19 protein-coding genes are annotated in these 20,164 nt (G+C 64.9%); 5 read left to right on the top strand and 14 right to left on the bottom strand.

Going from position 1 to position 20,164, the window contains the following annotated elements; all coding sequences use genetic code 11:
- The 10 genes from Q1J79_RS07620 to Q1J79_RS07575 form a co-directional block, all read right to left on the bottom strand.
- The coding region (locus Q1J79_RS07620) for an ABC-F family ATP-binding cassette domain-containing protein (protein ID WP_300298819.1) at positions 1-881 on the bottom strand (881 nt) is incomplete at its 3' end.
- A 50-nt stretch (positions 882-931) separates the two neighbouring features.
- Positions 932-2,491, bottom strand: a complete 1,560-nt coding sequence (guaA, locus tag Q1J79_RS07615) for a glutamine-hydrolyzing GMP synthase (RefSeq protein ID WP_300298816.1) — start codon at positions 2,489-2,491, stop codon at positions 932-934.
- A gap of 78 nt (positions 2,492-2,569) precedes the next feature.
- Positions 2,570-3,052 carry a tetratricopeptide repeat protein gene (locus tag Q1J79_RS07610; RefSeq protein WP_300298814.1) on the bottom strand — a complete coding sequence of 161 codons (483 nt, stop codon included), beginning with the start codon at positions 3,050-3,052 and terminating at the stop codon, positions 2,570-2,572.
- A 14-nt stretch (positions 3,053-3,066) separates the two neighbouring features.
- Positions 3,067-3,561: a tetratricopeptide repeat protein gene (locus Q1J79_RS07605; RefSeq protein WP_300298811.1), complete on the bottom strand. Its 495-nt coding sequence runs from the start codon at positions 3,559-3,561 to the stop codon at positions 3,067-3,069.
- 59 nt (positions 3,562-3,620) lie between these two features.
- Positions 3,621-4,898, bottom strand: coding sequence for an RsmB/NOP family class I SAM-dependent RNA methyltransferase (locus Q1J79_RS07600; protein WP_300298808.1), 1,278 nt, complete (start codon positions 4,896-4,898; stop codon positions 3,621-3,623).
- Positions 4,899-4,904: 6 nt separating this feature from the next.
- The gene (gene guaB, locus Q1J79_RS07595; protein ID WP_300298806.1) at positions 4,905-6,368 is read right to left on the bottom strand and encodes an IMP dehydrogenase; all 1,464 of its coding nucleotides are present in this window, start codon (positions 6,366-6,368) and stop codon (positions 4,905-4,907) included.
- A gap of 15 nt (positions 6,369-6,383) precedes the next feature.
- A complete protein-coding gene (locus tag Q1J79_RS07590; protein WP_300298803.1) occupies positions 6,384-7,016 on the bottom strand; it encodes a transglutaminase family protein in 633 nt (210 codons plus the stop codon).
- A 188-nt stretch (positions 7,017-7,204) separates the two neighbouring features.
- On the bottom strand, positions 7,205-7,882 hold the full coding sequence (locus Q1J79_RS07585) for an RlmE family RNA methyltransferase (protein WP_300298800.1): 678 nt from the start codon (positions 7,880-7,882) through the stop codon (positions 7,205-7,207).
- Positions 7,879-8,886, bottom strand: coding sequence for a Ppx/GppA phosphatase family protein (locus Q1J79_RS07580; RefSeq protein ID WP_300298797.1), 1,008 nt, complete (start codon positions 8,884-8,886; stop codon positions 7,879-7,881). The genes Q1J79_RS07585 and Q1J79_RS07580 overlap by 4 nt, the downstream gene beginning before the upstream one ends.
- 181 nt (positions 8,887-9,067) lie before the next feature.
- Positions 9,068-10,093, bottom strand: coding sequence for a LysM peptidoglycan-binding domain-containing protein (locus tag Q1J79_RS07575; protein WP_300298794.1), 1,026 nt, complete (start codon positions 10,091-10,093; stop codon positions 9,068-9,070).
- 134 nt (positions 10,094-10,227) lie between these two features.
- Between Q1J79_RS07575 and Q1J79_RS07570 the strand changes: the two genes are divergently transcribed.
- On the top strand, positions 10,228-11,154 hold the full coding sequence (locus Q1J79_RS07570; protein WP_300298791.1) for a cytochrome c: 927 nt from the start codon (positions 10,228-10,230) through the stop codon (positions 11,152-11,154).
- 73 nt (positions 11,155-11,227) lie between these two features.
- Here Q1J79_RS07570 and Q1J79_RS07565 read toward each other — a convergent pair whose 3' ends face one another.
- Positions 11,228-11,683, bottom strand: a complete 456-nt coding sequence (locus Q1J79_RS07565) for a cytochrome c (RefSeq protein ID WP_300298787.1) — start codon at positions 11,681-11,683, stop codon at positions 11,228-11,230.
- A 227-nt stretch (positions 11,684-11,910) separates the two neighbouring features.
- On the opposite strand from Q1J79_RS07565, the gene Q1J79_RS07560 reads away from it, so the two are divergent.
- Both Q1J79_RS07560 and Q1J79_RS07555 read left to right on the top strand, forming a co-directional pair.
- Positions 11,911-12,495 carry a TIGR00730 family Rossman fold protein gene (locus tag Q1J79_RS07560; protein WP_300298786.1) on the top strand — a complete coding sequence of 195 codons (585 nt, stop codon included), beginning with the start codon at positions 11,911-11,913 and terminating at the stop codon, positions 12,493-12,495.
- Between the two features lie 181 nt (positions 12,496-12,676).
- Complete coding sequence (locus Q1J79_RS07555) at positions 12,677-13,888, top strand: NADP-dependent isocitrate dehydrogenase (protein WP_300298783.1); 1,212 nt, start codon at positions 12,677-12,679, stop codon at positions 13,886-13,888.
- Here Q1J79_RS07555 and Q1J79_RS07550 read toward each other — a convergent pair.
- Complete coding sequence (locus Q1J79_RS07550; RefSeq protein WP_300298780.1) at positions 13,885-14,994, bottom strand: LysR family transcriptional regulator; 1,110 nt, start codon at positions 14,992-14,994, stop codon at positions 13,885-13,887. The genes Q1J79_RS07555 and Q1J79_RS07550 overlap by 4 nt on opposite strands.
- Here Q1J79_RS07550 and Q1J79_RS07545 point away from each other — a divergent pair.
- The gene (locus Q1J79_RS07545; protein ID WP_300298776.1) at positions 14,981-15,391 is read left to right on the top strand and encodes a DoxX family protein; all 411 of its coding nucleotides are present in this window, start codon (positions 14,981-14,983) and stop codon (positions 15,389-15,391) included. The genes Q1J79_RS07550 and Q1J79_RS07545 overlap by 14 nt on opposite strands.
- Entirely contained in the window at positions 15,357-16,079 is a 723-nt protein-coding gene (locus tag Q1J79_RS07540; protein ID WP_300298773.1) for a glutathione S-transferase family protein, read from the top strand. Before Q1J79_RS07545 ends, Q1J79_RS07540 begins: the two co-directional genes overlap by 35 nt.
- Here the strand turns inward: Q1J79_RS07540 and Q1J79_RS07535 are convergent.
- Positions 16,076-17,299, bottom strand: coding sequence for a cyclic nucleotide-gated ion channel (locus Q1J79_RS07535; RefSeq protein WP_300298770.1), 1,224 nt, complete (start codon positions 17,297-17,299; stop codon positions 16,076-16,078). The genes Q1J79_RS07540 and Q1J79_RS07535 overlap by 4 nt on opposite strands.
- Positions 17,296-19,941: an alanine--tRNA ligase gene (gene alaS, locus Q1J79_RS07530; RefSeq protein WP_300298767.1), complete on the bottom strand. Its 2,646-nt coding sequence runs from the start codon at positions 19,939-19,941 to the stop codon at positions 17,296-17,298. The genes Q1J79_RS07535 and alaS overlap by 4 nt, the downstream gene beginning before the upstream one ends.
- Positions 19,942-20,164: the final 223 nt, after the last annotated feature.

Raw genomic sequence — 20,164 nt, 5'->3', positions numbered from 1 at the left:
TTCTTCACCCGGCTCTGCACCTGGGCGGCGTGCGAGGCGCGCGCCTTGAAGCGCTCGATGAACTTGATCTCCTTGGCCAGCATCGCCTGCTGGCGCTCGAACTGCGCCTGGCGCTGCTTCTCGTTCAGCGCGCGCTGCTGGTCGTAGAAATCATAGTTGCCGGAATAGGTGGTGAGCGTGCCGCCATCGATCTCGACGATCTTGCCGACGATGCGGTTCATGAACTCGCGGTCATGCGAGGTCATCAGCAGCGCGCCGTCGTAGTTCTTCAGGAAACTTTCCAGCCAGATCAGGCTTTCGAGATCGAGATGGTTGCTCGGCTCGTCGAGCAGCATGCCGTCCGGGCGCATCAGCAGAATACGGGCCAGCGCCACGCGCATCTTCCAGCCGCCCGACAGCAGCCCCACATCGCCGTCCATGCGCTCCTGGCTGAAACTCAAGCCCGCCAGCACCTCGCGCGCCTTGGCCTCCAGCGCATAGCCGTCCAGTTCCTGGAAGCGCGCCTGCACCTCGCCATACCGCTCGATCAGGGCTTCCATGTCGTCTGCCTGCTCAGGGTCGACCATGGCGGCCTCAAGCTGCGCCATCTCGGCGGCCAGCGCGCTGACCGGCCCGACGCCATCCATCACGGCGGCGACAGCAGACTGGCCCGACATCTCGCCGACATCCTGGTTGAAATAGCCGATGGTCATGCCGGTATCGATCGATACCTGGCCATCGTCGGGCTTTTCCTCGCCGACGATCATGCGGAACAGCGTGGACTTGCCGGCGCCGTTCGGCCCGACCAGCCCCGCCTTCTCCCCCTTCTGGAGGCCCATCGACGCATCGATGAACAGAATCTGGTGGCCGTGCTGCTTACTGACGTTATCGAGACGAATCATGGGATGTGCACTGACTTAGAAACTGAAAACGTTTTGCGCCCACGCGCCCCTTATTCCCATTCAATGGTGCCCGGCGGCTTCGAGGTGATGTCGTAGGTCACGCGGTTCACGCCCTTCACCTCGTTGATGATGCGGGTGGCGACGCGGCCGAGGAAGTCGTGCGGGAACGGGTAGTAATCCGCCGTCATGCCGTCGGTGGAGGTGACGGCGCGCAACGCGCAGGCCTGATCGTAGGTGCGGCCATCGCCCATCACGCCCACGGTGCGCACCGGCAGCAGCACGGCGAAAGCCTGCCAGATATCGTCATACAGGCCGGACTTGCGGATTTCATCCAGATACACCGCGTCGATCTCGCGCAGCAGGTCGAGCTTGTCCTTGGTGATGTCGCCGGGAATGCGGATGGCGAGACCCGGGCCCGGGAAGGGGTGCCGGCCGACCAGGCTTTCGGGCAGGCCGAGTTCACGACCCAGGTCGCGCACCTCGTCCTTGAACAGCTCGCGCAGGGGCTCGACCAGCTTCATGTTCATGCGTTCGGGCAGGCCGCCCACATTGTGGTGCGACTTGATGGTGACGCTGGGGCCGCCATGGAAGCTGATGCTTTCGATCACGTCGGGATAGAGAGTCCCTTGCGCCAGGAATTCTGCGCCGCCGATCTTCTTGGCTTCTTCCTCGAACACGTCGATGAACAGCGCGCCGATGGTCTTGCGCTTGGTCTCGGGATCGGAGACGCCGGCCAGCTTGCCCAGGAACAGCGCGGAAGCATCCTTGTGGATCAGCGGGATGTTGTAATGCTCGCGGAAGAGCTTCACGACCTCTTCGCCCTCGCCCTTGCGCAGCAGGCCGTGATCGACGAAGACGCAGGTGAGCTGCTCGCCGATGGCTTCGTGGATCAGCACAGCCGCCACGGAAGAATCGACGCCGCCGGACAGGCCGCAGATCACCCGGCCTTTGCCCACTTGGGCACGGATCTTGGCAATCGCCTCGGCGCGGTAACCCTTCATGCTCCATTCGCCCGAGCAGCCCGCCACCTTGCGCACGAAGTTGCGCAGCAGCTTGGCGCCGTCCAGCGTGTGCATCACCTCGGGGTGGAACTGCACGGCGTAGATCTTGCGCTTGTCGTCGGCGATGGCGGCATAGGGCGAGCCGTCGCTGACACCCACCACGCGGAAGCCATCGGGGATCTTGGTGATCTTGTCGCCGTGGCTCATCCACACCTGGTGCTTTTCGCCCTTGCCCCAGACGCCGTCGAACAGGCCACAATCGTCCTTGATCTCAAGGAAGGCGCGGCCGAATTCGCGGTGATGGCCGGTCTCGACCTGGCCGCCGAGCTGGGTGCAGATGGTCTGTTCGCCGTAGCAGATGCCGAAGACCGGCAGGTTGCGCTCGAACACCGCCTGCGGCGCGCGGGGCGAAAATTCCTCTGTCGTGGAAGCCGGGCCGCCGGAGAGGATGATGCCCTTCAGCTCGCCATGCGGGCTTTCGGCGTTCAGCGCCTCGGCCGCCTTCTGGAACGGAACGATCTCGCAATACACGCCGGCCTCGCGTACGCGGCGGGCAATCAGCTGGGTGACCTGCGATCCGAAATCGACGATGAGAATACGCTCCGCCATCGGGGTACTTCCGCTCCTGTGGTTGGGGCCGAAGCGAAGAGGCCCCCGGTCGGGGGCCCCTGCTCCAGCCAACTTGCTTCAGCTTGGTTTTGCCGCCCGATAGGCGGCGATCCTGTTTTTCAGTTCCGTATACTCGGCGCAGCCGAAGGTGCAAAGGCTGCTGAGCCTTTTGAGGTGCTCCTCGGCCTTGTCAGGCTGGTTGGTCTTTAAGTAAGCCTCGCCGATATATTCGTGGGCGCCGCGATGCTTGGGGTTGAGCTCCAGCGCGCGGTTATAAGCGATGAAGGCCTTGTCGTAGTCGCCCTGGTTGCGCAGGGCATAACCCAGCCAGTTGAAGGCATCGGCGTTTTTATCGTCCCTGGCCACCACCTTCTGGAACAGCGGGATGGCCGCGGCGAAATCCTTGGCATCGATGGCCTTGCGGCCCTCGGCGAAATCGGGGTCGGCCGGCTTGGCAGCTGCCGGGGCCGGATCGCTGCCCATGGCAAAGACGGCAGCGGGCGGCAGGGCCAGCAGGGCAGCGAGGACTATAAGGCCTGGAATACGACGCAAGATCGACATGGGTCCCTCCCTCCTCAACTCGGTTTGCCGGCCTTGAAGGCGGCGATCTTGGTTTTCAGCTCGGTATATTCGGCGCAACCGAACACGCACAGGCTGTCGAGGCGCTTGAGATGCTCCTCGGCCTTCTCAAGCTGGTTGGTCTTCAGATAGGCCTCGCCGATATATTCATGGGCGCCGCGATGGCGCGGATCGATCTGCAGGGCCTTGGCGTATTGGGCAAAGGACTGCTCGTAATTGCCCAGGTTGCGATAGGCATAACCCAGCCAGTTATAGGCGTCGGCATTCTGGGCATCCTTGGCCACCACGGCCTGGAACAGCGGGATCGCCGCGCTGAAGTTCTTGGCGTCGATGGCCTTGCGGCCCTCGGTGAAATTCGGATCGACCGGGCGGGCGGCGGGGGCCGGATCGCTGCCGCCGGCGGCATGGGCCGGCATCACGGAAAAAAGAATCGGAGAAAGGCTGAAGGCGGCGGCCAGCAGGGCAACCGGCAGGATACGGGATACGGACATCGCGAAGCTCCTCGATGCGGATGACAGTATATCCGTCCCGGGGTTCATACGGCCACCCCTCAGCCGGCCCGCCGGAAGGCAGCGGCGAAAAAGCCGTCGGTGCCATGGCGGTAGGGCGTCAGGGACAGCCGTGCCCCGGAACGCATACGGGAGTCGGTTATAGCCTCACCCCAGGCCTCGGCCAGCGGCAGCGCCGTAAATTCCCCGTGATGGTTGAGGAACCAATCTGCCTGCTCGCCATTTTCGGCGGGCAGGATCGAACAGGTGGCATAAACCAGTCGACCGCCGGGCCGCACCAGCCGGGCGCCATCGACCAGCAGGCCGCGCTGGCGCCGCAGCACCTCGTCCAGGCTGGCCGGATCGTAGCGCCAGCGCGCCTCCGGGTTGCGCCGCCAGGTGCCGCTGCCCGAGCAAGGCACGTCCAGCAGCACGCGGTCGGCCTGCCCTTCCAGCTTGCGCAGCAGGTCGGGCATGGCGGCGGCCGGGTGCACAGTGGTGTTGCGCACGCCGGCGCGTTCCAGCCGTGGCGTCAGGCGGTCGAGCCGCCGCTGGTCGTTGTCGGCGGCATGCAGTTCGCCCTGGTTGCGCATAGCAGCCGCCAGCAGCAGGGTCTTGCCGCCGGCCCCGGCGCAGAGGTCGATCACGACTTCACCCGGCCGGGCATCGACCAGCAGGCCGGCCAGCTGAGCGGCCTCGTCCTGCGGTTCGATCAGGCCGTCGCGGTAGAGATCGTTCATCTCCAGCCGGACGCGCTCGGGGATGCGGATGCCCAGCGGCGAGAACGGCGTGGCAGCCGCCGTGATGCCGCCAGCCTGCAATTGCTCCAGCACGAGGCCGCGGTTGGTCTTCAGCGTGTTGACACGTAGATCGAGCGGCGCCCGGCCGTTCAGCGCGGCCAGCTCCATCTCGGTATCGGCGCCGAAGGCCTGCTGCACCATGGCGGCCACTTCCGGCGGCAGGTTGCCGCGCGCCCAGAGCGGCGCGGCATCGTCGGATGGCAGGCGCGCCAGCGCGGCGGCCTCCGTGTCATCCAGCGGCGCCGGCGCATAGCGGCTGCCATCGCAGAGCTGCTGCCAGACATGCAGGGGCGTCGAGGCATCGGCGAAGACCAGCAGGCGCGGCGTCAGCTCGGCGCCGGCCTGCTGCAGCCGCCAGCGCCGCATGCCCTGTTCGCGCAACACGGCATAGACCTGCTCGGTCACCGCGCGGCGGTCTTTCGCGCCGGCGAAGCGGCTGCGTTTCTGCCATTCGGCCACCATGCGGTCGGCGGCCGCGGCGCGCTGCAGGATTTCGGCGATGATCTCGATGCTTGCCGCCAGGCGCGCAGCCGGCGTCATCGAGGCTTAATTCTCCTGCCGGTAATTGGGCGCTTCGCGGGTGATCGCCACGTCATGCACATGGCTTTCACGCAGGCCGGCCGAGGTGATGCGGATGAACCGGCAATTCTTGCGCATCTGGTCCAGCGTGCCATTGCCGGTATAGCCCATCGCCGCGCGCAGGCCGCCGACCAGCTGGTGCAGGATAGTGCCGGCCGGCCCCTTGAAGGCGACGCGGCCCTCGATGCCCTCGGGCACCAGTTTCAGCTTGTCGCCGACTTCCTGCTGGAAGTAGCGATCAGCCGAGCCACGGCCCATGGCGCCGATCGAGCCCATACCGCGATAGGATTTGTAGGAACGGCCCTGATAGAGGAACACCTCGCCCGGCGCCTCGTCGGTGCCGGCCAGCAGCGAGCCGATCATGCAGGCGCTGGCGCCGGCGGCTATCGCCTTGGCCAGATCGCCGGAGAACTTGATGCCGCCATCGGCGATGATCGGAATGCCGAACTTCTCGGCGACAGCCACCGCATCGGCCACGGCCGTAAGCTGCGGCACGCCGACGCCGGCCACGATCCGCGTGGTGCAGATCGAACCCGGGCCAATGCCGACCTTGACGGCATCGACGCCGGCATCGATCAGCGCCCGGGTGCCTTCGGTGGTGGCGACATTGCCGCCGATCACCTGGGTGCGATTGGACACCTTCTTGATCGCCGTGATGGTGTCCAGCACGCGGCTGGAATGGCCGTGGGCGGTATCGACGATGATGACGTCGACGCCGGCATTGATCAGCTCCTGGGCGCGTTCCAGGCCATCCGAGCCGGTGGAGACAGCAGCGGCGCAGCGCAGCCGGCCCTGCTCGTCCTTGCAGGCGTTGGGATGCAGGCGGGCCTTTTCAATATCCTTCACCGTGATCAGGCCGACGCAGCGATAGGCCTCGTCCACCACCAGCAGCTTCTCGATGCGATGCTGGTGCAGCAACCGCTTGGCTTCGCCGATCGACACGCCCTCGCGCACGGTGATCAGCGGATGCTTGGTCATCAGCTCATGGACCGGCTGGGCCATGTCGGTGGCGAAACGGACGTCGCGGTTGGTCAGCACGCCGACCAGCTTGCCGCCCTGGGTCTCGGTGACCGGAATGCCGTGGATACCGTGGCGCTCCATCAGCGCCAGCGCATCGGCCAGGGTGGCATCGGGCCGCACGGTGAGCGGATTGACCACCATGCCGGATTCGAACTTCTTCACCGCGGCGACTTCGCGGGCCTGTTCCTCGATGGTCAGATTCTTGTGGATCACGCCGATGCCGCCGGCCTGCGCCATGGCGATGGCCATGCGGGCCTCGGTGACGGTATCCATCGCGGCCGAGATCAGCGGGATGCCCAGTTCGATACTGCGGGTCAGGCGCGTGCGGGTATCCACTTCGGTGGGCAGCACGCTGGAGGCGGCCGGCTCCAGCAATACGTCGTCGAAGGTATAGGCTTCACGGAATTGCATGGGATACTCCTTGGATCACGCGGGTCTGGTCTGGGGCTTTTTGTTGTTTTCGGCAGCCGCCTCGGCGGCGAAGTCACCACCGTTGCGGTCTTCTTTCATCAGGTCGGGATAGTAGGTCAGCATCGCGTCGCGCCATTCGGCGAATGGCAGGTCGGCAAAGCTGCCGCGATCGGCGACGTATTCCATGTGGCGGCGGTTGTCGGCGTCGAAAGGATGGAACACCGAGTCCGTTTCGCCATCGAATTCGAGCGGCAACACGCGGAATTTCTCGCAGAGCGCCAGGTTGAAGGCCGGCGTCGCCTTCACCCATCTGCCCTCGATATGGAGTTCCGTATAGCCGTGATAGTAGAAGATATCGGTGCCCATCTGGGCGCGCAGGCGCTCGGTGGCCAGGTGGTTCTTCACATCGGCCAGGCCCAGCCGCGCCGGAATGCCCTCGGCCCGCGCCACGGCCGCCAGCAGGATCGCCTTGTTGACGCAGAAGCCCTTACCACGCTCGATCACGCCGGAGGCGCGCATGCCATCCTGGCTGACTTCGACGGAATAGGGATCGTAGAGGAAGCGGTCGCGCACCGCGTAATAGAGCCGGATCGCCTTGGCCCTGGGGTCCGTCTCGTCGCCGGCCGCCGCACGGGCAAACGCGCGCACGGCCGCATGATCGCTATCGATGAAAGGGGTGGCGGCAAGGTATGCCGGGTCCACCGCGGGCTCGGAAAGGTCCGACGCGGCCATTGGCAAGGCGGCTCCTGAGGGAGTGAAGTGGGTCCTTGCCGCGGAGGATATAGCCCCTCTTCGCCGCCGGGTCCAGCCTCAAAAGCTCCCACATTTAAGCGGGTTTAGCCGCGAAAGCCGGTGGCGATCACGTAGGATTCGGCCGAATCCGCCCGGGAGGCCGGCGGTTTGACGTGCCGCACGGCGCGGAAATCCCGTTTCATGGTGTTCAGCAGCTCGTTTTCGGTGCCGCCACGCAGCACCTTGGCGACGAAGGCCCCGCCCGGGTTGAGCACCCGCAGGGCGAAATCCAGCGCCGCCTCGCACAAGGCCATGATGCGGATATGGTCGGTCTGGCGGTGGCCGGTGGCCGGCGCCGCCATGTCGGACAGCACCAGGTCGGCCTTGCCGCCCAGCGCGTCGATCACCTTCTGGTCCGCCCCCTCGGCCAGAAAATCCTGCTGCATCAGGGTGGCCCCCACGATGGGATCGACCGGGTTGATGTCGACACCGAGCACGAAGCCGCCGGCCTGATCGCCGGCCTTCACGCGCTTGACCGCCACCTGGGTCCAGCCGCCGGGCGCCGCCCCCAGATCGACCACGCGCATGCCCGGCTTGAGCAGTTTGTATTTCTCGTCCAGCTCGATCAGCTTGTAGGCGGCGCGGCTGCGCCAGCCCTCGGTCTTGGCCGCGGCCACATAGGGATCGTTGAGCTGGCGCTGCAGCCAGCGCGCCTGGCCGACGGTGCGCCCGCGCGCCGTCTTCACCTTCACCTTGGGGCCGGGTTTGCGCGGTGCGTTCATCGCGGCGTCCTGGTGGCACCGGAGCGCGACTGACGCATCAGCTCGACCAGCACGCCCTCGCGCACGCCGCGATCGGCAACCCGCAGACGCGGCGCCGGCCAGAAGCGATACAACGATTCCAGGATGGCGCAGCCGGCCACCACCAGATCGGCGCGCTCCTCGCCGATGCAGGGATGCAGCGCGCGTTCCGGCACGGTCTGCGCCGCCAGCTGGTGCGACTGCGCGATCACGGTGGGAAAATCGAGCCAGCAGCCATCGACATGGCGGCGTTCATAGCGCGGCAGGCCGAGCAACACGCCGGCCAGCGTGGTAACCGTGCCCGAAGTGCCCAGTACCTGCACCTCGCCGCTTTTCAGCTTCTCGCCCAGAGCATGTTTGGCCTCGAAGGGCTGCAGGGCGGCCGAAACTTCCTCGATCATGCGCTCATACGAGCCGCTCTCCCGGTCGCCGGCGCCGAACCGCTCGGTCAGGTTGACGACGCCGTAGGGCAGCGAAATCCAGTCGATCACCTCGGTGCGGCCACCACCGGGCAGCCTGGCCCAGAGGATTTCCGTCGAACCGCCGCCGATATCGAACACGATGGCTTCGCGATGCGGCGGCTCGAGCAAGGGCGCACAGCCAGTGAGCGCCAGGCGCGCCTCTTCCGCCGTCGAAATGATGTCGAGCTGGATACCGGTGGCGACTTTCACGTCATGCAGGAATTCGGCGCCGTTGCCGGCGCGCCGGCAGGCCTCGGTGGCGACCGCCCGGGCTACGGCCACGCCGCGGCGCGCCATTTTCTCGGAGCAGATTTTCAGCGCGTCGATGGTGCGGGCCATCGCCGCATCCGACAGGACGCCGGAGGTGGACAGCCCTTCGCCCAGCCGGACGATGCGGGAGAACGCCTCGATGACCCGGAAGCCGTCGCGGTGCGGCCGGGCAATCAGCAGGCGGCAATTGTTGGTGCCGAGGTCGAGCGCGGCAAAGACCGGCGCGACGCCCTGCGACGGCATCCCGGCAGCCATGCCCGGCCTCGCTTCAGGCGCATCAATTGTCACGCAACCAATCCTCGACGCACCCGATCCCGGGCGCGGCCCGGTCGATCGTGGAAATGATGTTCATGGCGCCAGTGTAGCCTGCTGCGGGCTTCCGGTTAAGGCTGCCGGCAGGTCTATCCGACCATGACCCAGCCCCGGGGCCGTGAGATCAGTTCTGGGCTTTGGGCGCCGCGCCGTTCTCGCCGCGCGGCAACGAGAAAACCTGCCCCGGATAGATCAGATCCGGGTCCCGGATCTGGCCCTGATTGGCGCGATAAATCTCGGTATAAAGCGGTCCCTCGCCATACAGGCGGCGGGCGATGCGCCACAGGCTGTTGCCAGGCTGGACCACCACGCTGGAGCCATCCTCGTTGAACTTGATGTCTTCCGGCCGGGCCCGGCTGAAGGGTAGTTCCAGGCGCGAGGCAACCTTGCCGCCGGTCTGTTCGACCTGATCGACGCGCAGCGAATAGATGCCGGGATCGACGGCCTTTTCAGGCTTCATGGTCCAGCGGCCGTTCTTGTCCGCGGTGGCGACGCCGATCGGTTCGTTGTTCAGGTAAATCTGCACCGTGGCGCCGGGCTGGGCCCGGCCGGACAGGATCAGGTTGCCGCTCTGGTCGTAATCGATGGCATCCAGCGCCAGGCCCTTGCGGGCCGGATCGAGCGGGCCATCGGGCCGCTGCAGCAGCCGGCTGGCGCCTTTCAACGGGGTCAGCACGGCAATCGCCTGCTCACCGCCCTCGCCCGGCTGGCATTCCGGCACCACGGCGACCACGCTCGCCTCGGCCTTGATGGGGTCCTGACCCTGCATCTGGGATTCGAGCACGAATTCCTGGTTGCCTTTTTCCAGCGGCAGGTCGGGCACCAGCACCCACTCGCCACGGCTGTCGGCTGTCACGCGGCCGAGCTCACGCTGGCCGGTCTTGACCACCACCACCGAGCCCGCCATGGCGCGGCCGGCGAAAACGGAGGTGCAGTTGCGGCTGATGCGCACCACGTCAAAACTGGGAGACACCCTGGCCACGCTGTCGGCCGGCGGCGCGGCGGGCGCGGCGGGCACCGGCGGCGGCGCCGGGATATTGGCCTGCGGGGTCATGCCGCGCTTGTTCGGGTCGGCACCGAAGAAAATCACCGCCAGGATGCCCAGGACAGCGACGCCGAGAAGGATGAAGAAGAAACGACTGCCCCGCACCGTATTATCCCGGCTAGCCAAATTGTGAACGACGGGTGAGATTAAAACCTCGCCTGTGGCATCGCAACTCCCCTAAGCTGGCCCCCTGTAATAAACCCTTCCGCCGTCTAGAACATCGCGCTCGGGGCCGACACATGACCTTTCCCCCTCCGCAACGGCAATGGCCGGCCTGGCTGGTTGCGTTGACCCTTGCCTGGCCCGCCGCCGCTTTCGGGCAGAACGCGGCCAATCCGGCTGTTTCCGCCGATCCGGTGCAACGTGGCGCCTATGTGTTCCGCGCCGGTGGCTGCTTCGAATGCCACACCGACACCAAGAACAAGGGCCAGCCCCTGGCCGGCGGACGAGGCCTGCCGACGCCATTCGGCACCTTCTTTTCCCCCAATATCACGCCGGACCCCGAAACCGGCATCGGGCGCTGGAGCGAAGCCGACTTCGTCAAGGCAATGCGCAAGGGCCTGTCGCCCGCGGGAGAAAACTACTTCCCGTCCTTCCCCTACACCGCTTTCGCCAAGATCACCGACGCGGACATGCAGGCGCTCTGGGCCTATCTGCGGGCACAACCGCCGGTCAGGCAGGCGAACAAGCCCCATGACGTGCCCTTCCCGTTCAATCTGCGGCTCGCCGTGTGGGGCTGGAAGCTCCTCTATTTCGACGGCAAGCCTTTCGTTGCCGACCCGGCAAAACCCGCGGCCTGGAACCGTGGCGCCTATCTGGTCAACGCGCTGGGCCACTGCGGCGAATGCCACACCCAACGTAACCTGCTGGGCGGCCTGAAATCCGACAGGATGTTCGCCGGCTCGACTGACGGCGCCGAAGGCAAATCGGTCCCCAACATCACGCCGCATCCCTCCGCCGGGATTAGCCGCTGGAGCGAGAAGGACATCGCCGATTTCATCGGCAGCGGCATGACGCCGGATGGCGATTTCACTGGCGGACTGATGGGCGACGTGGTGGCGGAAAGCACGAAGTACCTGACCGCCGGGGACCGTCTGGCGATAGCCGTCTATCTGAAATCGCTGCCGCCGATCGAGAGCCTGCCGCGCAAACCGCAATCGCAATAACAATAAAGTGGGCGCAATAAAAAACGGGCCGGCTTAAGCCGGCCCGTCCGCGTCAGTAAACGGGTCGGTCCGCTCAGCTCTTGGGCGTACGATAGGGCCGGTGGCAGGAACCGCAGGTGCCGCCCAGGGCGGCAAAGTCGGCCTTCACGGCATCCATGTTGCCGGCCTTGGCCGAAGCCTCCAGCTTCTCGGCCGCGGCCTTGCTGGCCGCCGCCATCTTCTCGAAATCAGCCCAGTTGGCCCAGATTTCGGGCTTGGCCCAGGTTTCCGCACCCTTGTCCGAGCCCTTCGGGAACAGACCCGGCGCCTTTGCAACCGAGGCCGCAATGGTCGCGGCCGGCGCAACGGCATTGGCCGCCGGACCATTTTCGTCGACCACCTTCTTGATCGCCGCCATGGCGGCGCCCTGCGCCTTCATGCCCTCCTGCCGGGCCTTGATGATATCGGCCTGAGCCACCGCCAGGCCGGCCGCCGCCGTCACCGCCACGCCCAGCGCTGCCGCCAGAACCGCCTTATGCCACCGTGTCATATGAGTTTCCCCTCGTTGAGACCCGTCTGCTGTGCCGGGCCGGAATCTTCTATACCCGGTCTGCGGCAGCCCGACGACAAGTCATTCAATCCTCACGAAGAATTCAACGAACGTTACCCCGGAGTAACGACGGTGCCCGGCAACGGCCAGAACTGGCGCTGGCGCAAACGGACAGAATCGGCTACCCATCCCCACCCACAGAAACCACCTCCCAGTTTGGACCCGCGATGACCGCCATCCGCTCCGTCTGCGTCTATTGCGGCTCGAGCCTCGGCGAGAGCCAGATCTATACCGCCCAGGCCCAGATCCTTGGTCGCCGCCTGGCCGAGAACGGCATCCGCCTGATCTATGGCGGTGGCCGCATCGGCCTGATGGGCGTGGTGGCCGAAGCGGCGCTGGCTGCCGGCGGCGAGGTGGTCGGCATCATTCCCAACCATCTGCATGATTGGGAAGTCGGACATACCGGCCTGACGGAACTGCATGTGGTCGACAGCATGCATACGCGCAAGCGCATGATGGTCGACATGTCGGACGCCTTCATCGCCATGCCCGGCGGGCTGGGTACGCTGGACGAATTCTTCGAGGTGGTGACCTGGCGACAGCTCAAGCTGCATGACAAGCCGGTGATCGTGCTGAATACGGGGGATTACTGGCATCCCCTGCTGGCGCTGGTGGAAGCGGTGATCGAGCGCGGTTTTGCCCGCCGCACCGCCACCACCCTGTTCACCGTGGTGGATGACGCCGAGGCGGTAGTGGCCGCCCTGCTGGCCGAGCCGGCACCGGAACGGCCTGCCACCACCAGCCGGATCTGAGCGCACTGCCGCCGAACCGCGGCAAATCCAGCCGGCCGCGCCGAATTTGATCTTTTCTCGCCCCGGCTAGAGTTTAAATCCACCCGCCTTCCGGGAGCCAAGGCCTTTGCCCGGCCGGCCTGCTTTGCTAGGGTCCGGCCACCTGACGAAACGCAACCGAGACCGTGGAGGGATCTGTCTAATGGCGAAAATCAAGGTGAAGAATCCGGTCGTCGAACTCGACGGCGACGAGATGACCCGGATCATCTGGAAGTTCATCAAGGAGAAGCTGATCCTCCCCTATCTCGATGTCGACCTGCTCTATTTCGATCTCGGCGTCGAATACCGCGACAAGACCAACGACCAGGTGACCATCGATTCCGCCAACGCCATCCTCAAGCACGGCGTCGGCGTGAAATGCGCCACCATCACGCCGGACGAAGCGCGCGTGAAGGAATTCAATCTGAAGGAAATGTGGAAGTCGCCGAACGGCACCATCCGCAACATCCTGGGCGGCACGATCTTCCGCGAGCCGATCATCTGTAAGAACGTGCCGCGCCTGGTGCCGCACTGGAACGAGCCCATCGTGGTCGGTCGCCATGCCTTCGGCGACCAGTATCGCGCCACCGACTTCCGCTTCCCCAGCAAGGGCGTGCTGACCATCAAGTTCGTCGGCGAGGACGGCAAGGTGATCGAGAAGGAAGTCTTCAAGGCCCCGAGCAGCGGCGTCGCCATGGCGATGTACAACCTCGATGACTCGATCCGCGACTTCGCCCGCGCCAGCATGAACTACTCGCTGGTGCGTGGCTGGCCGCTCTACCTGTCGACCAAGAACACCATCCTCAAGGCCTATGATGGCCGCTTCAAGGATCTGTTTGAAGAGGTGTTCAACACCGAATTCGCCGACAAGTTCAAGGCTGCCGGCATCACCTACGAACACCGCCTGATCGACGACATGGTGGCCTGCGCCATCAAGTGGTCGGGCAAGTTCGTCTGGGCCTGCAAGAACTACGACGGCGACGTGCAGTCCGACGTGGTGGCGCAGGGCTTCGGCTCACTGGGCCTGATGACCAGCGTGCTGATGACGCCGGATGGCAAGGTGGTGGAAGCCGAGGCTGCCCACGGCACGGTGACGCGCCACTATCGCGAACACCAGGCCGGCCGCGAGACCTCGACCAACCCGATCGCCTCGATCTTCGCCTGGACGCGCGGCCTGATGCATCGCGCCAAGCTGGACGACAACGCGGCGCTGGACAAGTTCGCGCATACGCTGGAGAAGGTCTGCATCGAGACGGTGGAAGCCGGCTTCATGACCAAGGACCTGGCGATCCTGATCTCGAAGGAGCAGCCCTGGCTGACCACTCAGAAGTTCCTCGACAAGATCGACGAGAACCTGAAGAAGGCGCTGGCCTAAGCCCGCGCTTTACCTGCAGCCTGCTTGCGGCGGGGGGCGGATCGCTCCCCGCCGTTTTTCTTTTCCTGCCGTCCGACAAACCCCGCGAGCAGATTGCGGGTGGCGATAATGCCCTCTCCGACCACATCGAAAAATGCCCGTACGCGTGCGGTTCGGCGCAGATCCTCATGGGTGACGATCCACAACTCCCGGTCCAAGGCTGGGATCGGCTGTGGCACGAGCCTGACCAAATCCGGCTCGGGATCGCCCAGATAGCAGGGCAGAACCGCCACGCCGATGCCGGTCCTGGCGGCGACAAGCTGATTCACCACGCTGTTCGTCCGGTAGATCGTGCTGCTGTCGGCGCCATGCTGCCCCAGCCAGTCGGCCGTATTGATGCCGGTGACGCCGCTTTCCCAGCCTATCATGGGCAGATTCTCGAACCGCAGGGCGCGGACGACCGGCAGAGTTTCAGCCAGACCTCGCGAGGCGTAAACCGACCAGGCGATATCGGCGAGCTTACGGCCGTAGAGATCGCCCTCCTTCGGCCGCATCACGCGCAGGGCGACGTCGGCTTCGCGACGCGACAGGCTTAGGATACGATTGTCGATCAGCAGTTCGATGCCGATGCCGGGATGGATAGCGTGGAAGCGGGCGATCTGTCCGGTCAACACCCGATAGGCCAGCGTTTCAGAAGCCGTCACGCGCAAACGGCCCGTCAGGCTATGGTCGCGGCCGGCGATCTCCCGGTCCAGCGCCGCAGCCTCGGTTTCGATTCGCTCCGCGGCCGCGACCATGCGCTCCCCAGCCGCCGTGGGCGCATACACCCCTGCGGGCAGGCGTTCGAACAGCCGCACACCCATGGCCGTTTCAAGCGCACCAAGCCGGCGGAAAGCCGTCGAATGATTGATCCCGAGCGCGACGGCTGCGCCGGTCAGGGTCGTTGCGCGGCCGATGGCCAATATCAGCCGAAGGTCGTTCCAGTCCTGCATGGCGCCAGCATAGCCGTTTGTTTTCTTGCAGTCATGCAAATCTAATTTCCAAAAATGCATATGGATTTGCAAAATGGAAGGCGGTACTTCGGCAGCGGAACCAACCTGCGGAGACCGCCCGATGATCGACCTCACCTCGCCCGCCAGCCGCGACTACGGCATTGCCCTGCTGCGCGTCAGCCTTGGCATCATGTTCCTGGCTCATGGCCTGCTCCTGAAAGTCTTCGTGTTTGGCCTGGCTGGCACGGCAGTCTTCTTCGAAGGCATCGGCCTACCCGGCTGGCTGGCCTATGTCACAGCTTTGGCGGAAACGGCCGGCGGCCTGATGCTGATCGCCGGCATCCTGACGCGCGTTGTGGCGCTCGCCCTTTCTCCCATCCTGATCGGTGCCTGGTATGTACATGCCGGAAACGGCTGGGTCTTTTCGGCATCGAATGGCGGCTGGGAATATCCGGCATATCTGCTGGTGCTCTGTCTGGCGCAGGCCCTCGTCGGCGGTGGCGCTTTCCGGTTCCGCAGCGTCCGCGCCTGATGAGGAGCCGATCATGACGCAACTGAAACTGGTCAGCCATGCGCTCTGCCCTTACGTACAGCGTGCGGCCATCGCCCTGACGGAAAAGCAGGTCACATTCGAGCGCATTGTGGTTGATCTGAGCAGCAAGCCTGAGTGGTTCAGGGCTATTTCACCACTGGGCAAGGTTCCGCTGCTGCTGGTGGACGATGCCGTGCTCTTTGAGTCTGCCGCGATCTGCGATTACCTCGACGAGACGATCGCGCCCCGCCTGCACCCCGCCGATCCGATCCGGCGGGCCCAGCACCGCGCCTGGATCGAATTCGCCTCTTCGGTGCTGAACGACATCTGGGGTTTTTATGTCGCCCCCGATGCCGATGGCTTCGAGCGGAAGACGGCGGATATCGGCGCCAAATTCCAGCGGCTGGAAGATGAACTGGCGCACCGGGAAGGGCTGTATTTCTCGGGTGCGGTTTTTTCCCTGGTCGATGCCGCATTCGGCCCAGTCTTCCGGTATTTCGACGTGTTCGAGCGGCACATCGATCCCGACGTCTTCGACGGAAAACCGAACCTGAAGGCTTGGCGACGGGCGCTTTCTGCGCGGGAAAGCATAAGAGAGGCCGTGTCGGCCGATTATCCGAAGCTGCTGGAAATCTTCCTGCGCAGCCGCGGCTCGCACTTGTCAGGCCTAATGAAAGCCTCAGCCTAGACGGCGGGGGGCAGATCGCCCTCCGCCGTTTTTCTTTGCGCGATGCGCTGTTCGGCCAGGCTGGAAATATGTTCGCGGATGGTCGGATGCACCTGCAGCAGGCGCTGGAAATCGGCCACTTCCAGGGTCAGCAGGCGGCAGGCACTGACCGCGATGACGGTGGCGGTGCGGTCAGTGCGATTGAGCAGGGCAATCTCGCCGAAATGCTGGCCCATACCGAGCAGGACCGGTTCGGGCAGGATTTCAACCTCCACTTCGCCGGCCATGATGAAGAACATGGCTTCGGCCCGGTCACCCCGGCGCACGATCACCGCGCCAGCCGGCACCACCTGCGGCTTGAGCAGGCTGGCGATCTCAGCAATCGAACTGGCATCGAGCTGACTGAAGATCGGCAAGGCGGCGACCGCGCGCCAGGTGACCATGAATTCGCGGCGCTTGAATTCCTCGGCAAAGCCCGAAGCGAGCAGACCGGCCGGAATGGCAAAGGTGGCTACGCCCAGCACGATGACAAAGCCGTTGAACAGCTTGCCCAGCGGCGTCACCGGAATCATGTCGCCATAACCGACCGAGCCGACGGTGACGATGCCCCACCACAATGCCTGCGGGATCGACCCGAACACCTCGGGCTGGGTTTCGTTTTCCAGCACGTACATGATGCAGGAGGCGATCACCAGCAACACGCCGACCGTCATCAGCGCCGCGCCCAAGGCCGACATTTCGCGCTTCAGAACACCGACAACCAGGCTTAACCCCGGCAGATAGCGCGCCAGCTTGAACAGGGTGAACATTTCCAGCGTCAGAAACAGGTCGCGCGGGAACGGTACGATCAGATTAATCCAGAATGGCAGGATCACCAGCAGGTCGATGACACCGAGAAACGAGGTCATGTAGCGGCGACGCATCGTCGTGGCGCTGATCCGGCCGCCATGGATGTAATCTGGCGCGATCCAGATGCGCAGCAGATATTCGGCGGTGAATAGGATGTCGGTGGCTTCGCGCACACGATCGAGCCAGAAGCCGCTGCGCGCATCCAGCCCCGGTATGGTCACCAGGACAATGGCGAGCGCGCAGGCGGCAATGCCCAACAGGATCAGGCTGGAAACCAGCCGGTGGCCGAGGCCTGAATCGGTCAGATCGTCGGCCAGCAGATCGAAACAGCGCCGGCGCCAGCCTTCACCGGAGGCGGCGGCAATCTGGCGCTTGTGGCGCCGTACTGTCACGCCGCCTTGCCGATCTCAGCCGCAATGGCATCGAGCGCCTTCTCGGCGCCCGCCGGGTCGGCGCCGCCGCCCTGGGCGAAATCAGGCCGTCCGCCGCCGCCTTGGCCACCGATCAGCGGCGTGGCGATCTTGACCAGATCGGCGGCATTCAGCTTGCCGGTCAGGTCGGCACTAACGCCAACCACCACGGCCACCTTGCCGTCGGCCACCGAGGTAAGCGCGACCACGCCGGAACCGATCTCTTTTTTCATCGCATCGACCATGCCGCGCAGATCCTTGGCCGGTACACCATCCAGCCGGCGAGCGGCGTACTTCACGCCATTGAGATCCTGCACCTGCGGGCCGCCGGCGCCACCACCAGTCGCCAGCTGCTTGCGCAGTTCCGACAACTCGCGTTCCAGTTTGCGCTTTTCCTCCAGCAGCGCGGTCAGGCGCTGCGGCACTTCCCGAGGCTGCGCCTTCAGCGCGTCGGCGGCGGCTTTCAGGGTTTCTTCCTGCTCGGCGAAGTAATGCCGCGCCGCCTCGCCGGTCAGCGCCTCGATGCGGCGCACGCCGGCCGCCACCGCGCCCTCGTTGACGATCTTGAACAGGCCAATATCGCCGGTGCGGCGCACATGAGTGCCGCCGCAGAGCTCAACCGAATAATCCTTTTCGCCATCGCGGCCCATGGCCAGCACGCGCACCTCGTCGCCATATTTCTCGCCAAACAATGCCATGGCGCCGGCGGCGATGGCCTCGTCAGGGGTCATCAGGCGGGTGGTGACGTCGCTGTTCTGGCGCACGAGCTGGTTCACCTCGGCCTCGACGGCCGTGGTTTCCTCAGGCGTAAGCGGCTTGGGATGGCTGATGTCGAAACGGAACCGGTCTGGCGAGACCAGCGAACCTTTCTGCGTGACATGATCGCCCAGGCGACGACGCAGGGCGGCATGCAGCAGATGCGTGGCCGAGTGGTTGGCGCGGATAGCGCTGCGGCGGGCATGATCAACCGTGAGCGTCGCCATGTCGCCGACTTTGAGCGTGCCTTCCACCACCTTGCCGACATGCACATGCAGCAGGCCGAGCTTCTTCTGGGTATCAGACACCTGCACCCTGGCGCCGGCGGCAGCAACGATGATGCCGGTATCGCCGACCTGGCCGCCGGATTCGGCATAAAACGGCGTCTGGTTCAGCACGACGGCAACCTCGGCGCCGGCCTTGGCTTCCGGCACCGGCTGGCCACCGACCACGATGGCATCGATGCGGCCCTCGGCGGCCTCGGTGTCGTAGCCGAGGAACTCGGTGGCGCCCTGCTCTTCCTTGATGTCGAACCACACCTTCTCGGTGGCCGCCTCGCCGGAACCGGCCCAGGCCTTGCGCGCCTCGGCGCGCTGCGCCGCCATGGCCTCCTGGAAACCATCGAGATTGACATTGATGCCGCGCAGACGCAGGGCATCCTGGGTCAGGTCGAGCGGGAAGCCGTATGTGTCGTAGAGCTTGAAGGCCACCTCACCCGGCAGCATGTCGCCCTTCGACATCCCCGTGGTGGCTTCATCCAGCAGCCTGAGGCCACGATCTAGCGTCTGCTTGAAGCGGGTTTCCTCCAGCTTCAGCGTCTCGCTGATCAGGCTTTCGGCGCGGCCGAGTTCGGGATAGGCGCGGCCCATCACCGAGACCAGCGCCGGTACCAGGCGATGCATCAGCGGCTCCTTGCAGCCCATCAACTGGGCATGGCGCATGGCGCGACGCATGATGCGGCGCAGCACATAACCGCGTCCTTCGTTCGACGGCAGCACGCCATCGGCGATCAGGAAGCAGGAGGAGCGCAGGTGATCGGCGATCACGCGGTGGCTCATCTTGTGCTCGCCATCGGCATCGGTATGCGCGAAATCCGCCGATGCCTCGATCAGCGTGCGCATGATGTCGATGTCGTAATTGTCATGCTTGCCCTGCATCACGGCGGTGATGCGCTCCAGCCCCATGCCGGTGTCGATCGACGGCTTGGGCAGCGCGATGCGCTGCTCCTTCGTCACCTGCTCGAACTGCATGAAGACGAGATTCCAGATCTCGATATAGCGGTCGCCATCGGCATCCGGGCTGCCCGGCGGGCCGCCGGCCACCTTGTCGCCGTGATCGTAGAAGATTTCCGAGCAGGGGCCGCAGGGGCCGGTATCGCCCATGGCCCAGAAATTATCCGAGGTGGCGATGCGCACGATGCGCTCGTCAGGCAGGCCTGCGACCTTTTTCCAGATGTCAAAGGCCTGGTCATCGTCGTGATAGACCGTGACCCAGAGCTTGTCCTTGGGCAGGCCGTATTCCCTGGTTATCAGGTTCCAGGCGAACGGAATCGCCTCGTCCTTGAAGTAATCGCCGAAGGAGAAATTACCGAGCATCTCGAAAAAGGTGTGATGCCGGGCGGTGTAGCCGACGTTATCCAGGTCGTTATGCTTGCCGCCGGCGCGCACGCATTTCTGCGAGGTGGCAGCGCGGGTGTAGGGACGCTTCTCCTGGCCGGTGAAGACATTCTTGAACTGCACCATGCCGGCATTGGTGAACATCAGGGTCGGGTCGTTGCGCGGCACCAGCGGCGACGAGTCCACCACCTGGTGCCCGGCCTTGGCGAAATAATCGAGAAAGGCCTGCCGGATATCGCTGGCGGAGGACATTGGCTTCACACCCCTGATCAGGGCCGGCGGCTGAGGGCCGGCCGGCGGAATTCTGCTGTCTGGGCCGGGCCGGCCGTTAAGGATTCTCCCCCGGCCGCCCGGCAAGAGGACTTAATTAACGCCCCGGGAAACCCCTGTCCAGCCAGCGGAAAGGCAGGCCGAAAGCGGTTAACTGCCCAGCTTTAGGGCAAAAAAAGACCCCGGCACCGAGCTCCGGTACCGG

The sequence above is a fragment of the Ferrovibrio sp. genome (assembly GCF_029255545.1).
Lineage (GTDB): Bacteria > Pseudomonadota > Alphaproteobacteria > Ferrovibrionales > Ferrovibrionaceae > Ferrovibrio.
This window is presented reverse-complemented; position numbering and strand designations above follow the sequence as displayed.